The following is a 3,174-nucleotide window of genomic DNA, read 5'->3' on the forward strand; positions in this document are numbered from 1 at the left end:
GGGGGCACCTCAAGGTCTGTTCGCCAGATAACGCTAAGCCGGACAAATGGCGAACACACCGGAGTCCTTTATGCATGCCTGCCTCGCCGCGCGGGTCTAGCCTGACCGAATGGGGGTCATCCCGAATCAGGTGAGGTGCATCATGGCGCGGCGCAATCTGCTGACGCGGGACGAGCGCGAACGGCTTTTCCTGCCACGAACCGACCACTTTTCGATCATCAGAAACTACACTCTGGCGTCCGAAGATCTGGACATCATCGGAAAGCGGCGAGGCGCCGTCAATCGGCTCGGCATTGCTGCACACCTCGCGCTGTTGCGACACCCTGGTTTCGGTCTGCGGGTCAACTCGGACGTCCCGGAGGCCGTACTCAACTACCTGGCTGTTCAGCTAGAACTCTCGCCGCATGTATTCGAGACATATGGGCAACGCGCGCAGACGCGAACCGATCATAGCTCGACTGCGGCCGAATACCTTGGCCTCCAACCATTCGCGCGCGGCGACATCGCCCATGCCATCGAACTTGCAGCCCGGGCAGCCATGCGGAGCGACCGCGGCGAGACGATTGCTCGATCCTTGATGGACAGCCTCAAGGCGGATCGGTTCATCTTGCCGCTTCCGGACACCCTCGAACGGTCCGGGCTCGCCGGACGGGCCCGCGCCCGCAAGCGCGCGGCGACAGAGATCGTCGCCGAGTTGGACGGCACAACGTTGGAGTTGCTTGACGCGCTCCTGATCAACGACCCTGCCCTGGGCATGACCCCGCTCGCATGGCTCCGCGACATGCCGGGGTCGCCGTCGACCAAGAACATGAACGCGCTGCTCAAACGCCTGCGGTATATACGGCAGCTCGGGATCGATCCTGGGATCAGCTTGGCGACGACAGGCTTCCGCTTCGGCCAGTTCGTGCGTGAAGGCAGTGTGGCCCCGCCGTTTCTGCTTGCCGACTATTCCCTCAATCGCCGCAGGGCGACGCTGGCGGCTGGAGTGGTCAATCTTGAGGTCAGGCTTGCCGATGCCGCGATTCTAATGTTCGAGCGTCTGATTGGCGGGCTGTTCACCCGTGCCAAGCGGGGCCAGGAACGACGTTATCAGGACACGGCACCGTCGGTCGGCAAGCTCATGCGACTGTTCGGAGCAACTATCGCGGCATTGGACATGGCAGAGGAAACTGGCCGCGATCCGCTGATCCTGATCGATGAGATGGTGGGCTGGCATCGCTTGATGGCCGCGCGTCCCCACGTCGATGCCTTGGCTGATCTCGCACAAGTGGACACTTTGGTCCTGGCGACCGAACGGTACGCGACACTGCGTCGGTTTTCCGGCAGCTTCCTCGACACGTTCACGTTCAAGGCCTCGGGCAGCGGTACGAACCTACTTTCAGCTATCGACCTCCTTAAGCAGACGAACAGTAGTCGCGGCGCGCATCTGCCGGAAAATCCGCCCATGCCCTTTGCCAATCGGCAGTGGCCCAAGCTTATAACTGAGGGAGGAAAAGTCAGCCGCGCGCGCTACGAGACGGCGGTCCTGGCAACTCTTCGCGACAAGCTGCGGGCCGGCGATGTCTGGGTCGAAGGAACACGCGCCTACCAGCGATTCGATGCCTATCTGCTCCCCCGCAAAGCCGCACAATCGGCAATAGCTGACTTGCCGATCAACGTGAACTCTAGGGAATATCTGGCTGAGAAAAGTGCCGAACTTGATCAGCGCTTGCGGCACTTCGCACACCAGCTGCGGACCGGACGCCTGTCTGGTGTTGCGCTCGTTCGCGACAAGCTGAAGGTTGTGCCGCTGCAGGCGGCAACTCCGCCGGACGCGGAAGTTCTGGACCGCAGGCTCGATGCGCTACTCCCGCGCGTCAGGATAACCGAGCTCCTTTTCGAGGTTGCTGAGCGCACCGGCTTCCTCGCGGCATTTCGGGATGTCCGCTCGGGCAAGGAGCACGACAAACCCCATGCCATCCTCGCTGCCATTCTAGCAGATGGCACAAACCTCGGCGTCGAACGTATGGCCAACGCGAGTCAGGGCGTGACCTACGCACAGCTCGCCTGGACCCAGAACTGGTATATCTCGCCCGAAAACTACGAGGCCGCCTTGGCCCAGATCGTGCGCGAACATCACCGGCTGCCGTTCGCGCGCAACTGGGGAGAAGGTGTCAGCGCATCATCTGATGGTCAGTTCTTCCGCACCGGCCGAATTCGGTCAGGCGCAGCCGAGATCAACGCCAAATACGATCACAAGCCTGGCATCAAGATCTACTCGCACCTGTCCGACCATTTCGCTTCGTTCAGTTCGCGCATCATGTCTGCCACCGCAAGTGAGGCACCGTACGTGCTCGACGGCCTGTTGCTTGGCGCCCGTGAATTGCCACTGCAGGAGCTGTATACCGATACCGGCGGCGCCTCCGATCACGTCTTTGGCTTGTGTCACCTGCTGGGCTTCCGTTTCGTCCCGCGGATGCGCGACCTAGCCGATCGACGGTTTGGTGCCATTGCAGCGAACTCAGCCTACAAAGGAATCGAATGTCTGTTCGGCCAAGCGATCAAAGTCGGCGCGATCGAGGCAGAGTGGGACGACCTGGTCCGCATGGCGGCATCGATCCGTGAGGGCACGGTCGCTCCGTCAGTCATACTGCGCAAGCTTTCCGCCTATCGTCGGCAGAACAAGCTCGATCTTGCCCTTCGCGAACTCGGTCGCATCGAACGGACGCTGTTCACACTCGACTGGCTGGAACAGCCCGAATTGCGCCGCGCCTGCCAAGCCGGATTGAACAAGGGAGAGGCCCGGCACGCCCTGGCTGATGCAATCTACACCAATCGGCAGGGACGCTTCACGGACCGTACCTTGGAGAACCAGCAATACCGAGCGTCTGGCCTCAACCTGCTCATCGCCGCCATTGCATACTGGAACACCCTCTATCTCGGCCGCGCCGCCGATCACATTCGCTACTCCGGGGCAGAGATCGACGAGGCACTACTGGCGCACGTCTCGCCGCTGGGTTGGTCGCATATCGGCCTGACTGGCGACTACCTGTGGGAGGATGCGTCATTCAGCGACGGTGGCGGGTACCGAGCCCTTCACGACCCGAGCGGCAGGTTGCAGCTCGTCGCGTAGGATGTTCTCACTATGTCCGGCTTAGCGTTGTCTGGCGAACAAATCTTGAGGCGAGGCCTTAT

At 61.5% G+C, this 3,174-nt stretch carries 1 protein-coding gene; it reads left to right on the top strand.

Annotation, left to right across the window (positions count from 1 at the left end):
• Nucleotides 1–142: 142 nt before the first annotated feature.
• A complete protein-coding gene (locus tag EBBID32_RS08155) occupies nt 143–3,112 on the top strand; it encodes a Tn3 family transposase (protein WP_006953783.1) in 2,970 nt (989 codons plus the stop codon).
• Nucleotides 3,113–3,174: the final 62 nt, after the last annotated feature.

The sequence above is a fragment of the Sphingobium indicum BiD32 genome (genome assembly GCF_000382885.1).
GTDB lineage: Bacteria > Pseudomonadota > Alphaproteobacteria > Sphingomonadales > Sphingomonadaceae > Sphingobium > Sphingobium japonicum_C.

Bases quoted from the DNA above. Each gene is read 5' to 3' on its own strand.
- EBBID32_RS08155 (WP_006953783.1), top strand. From the start codon at position 143: ATGGCGCGGCGCAATCTGCTGACGCGGGACGAGCGCGAACGGCTTTTC.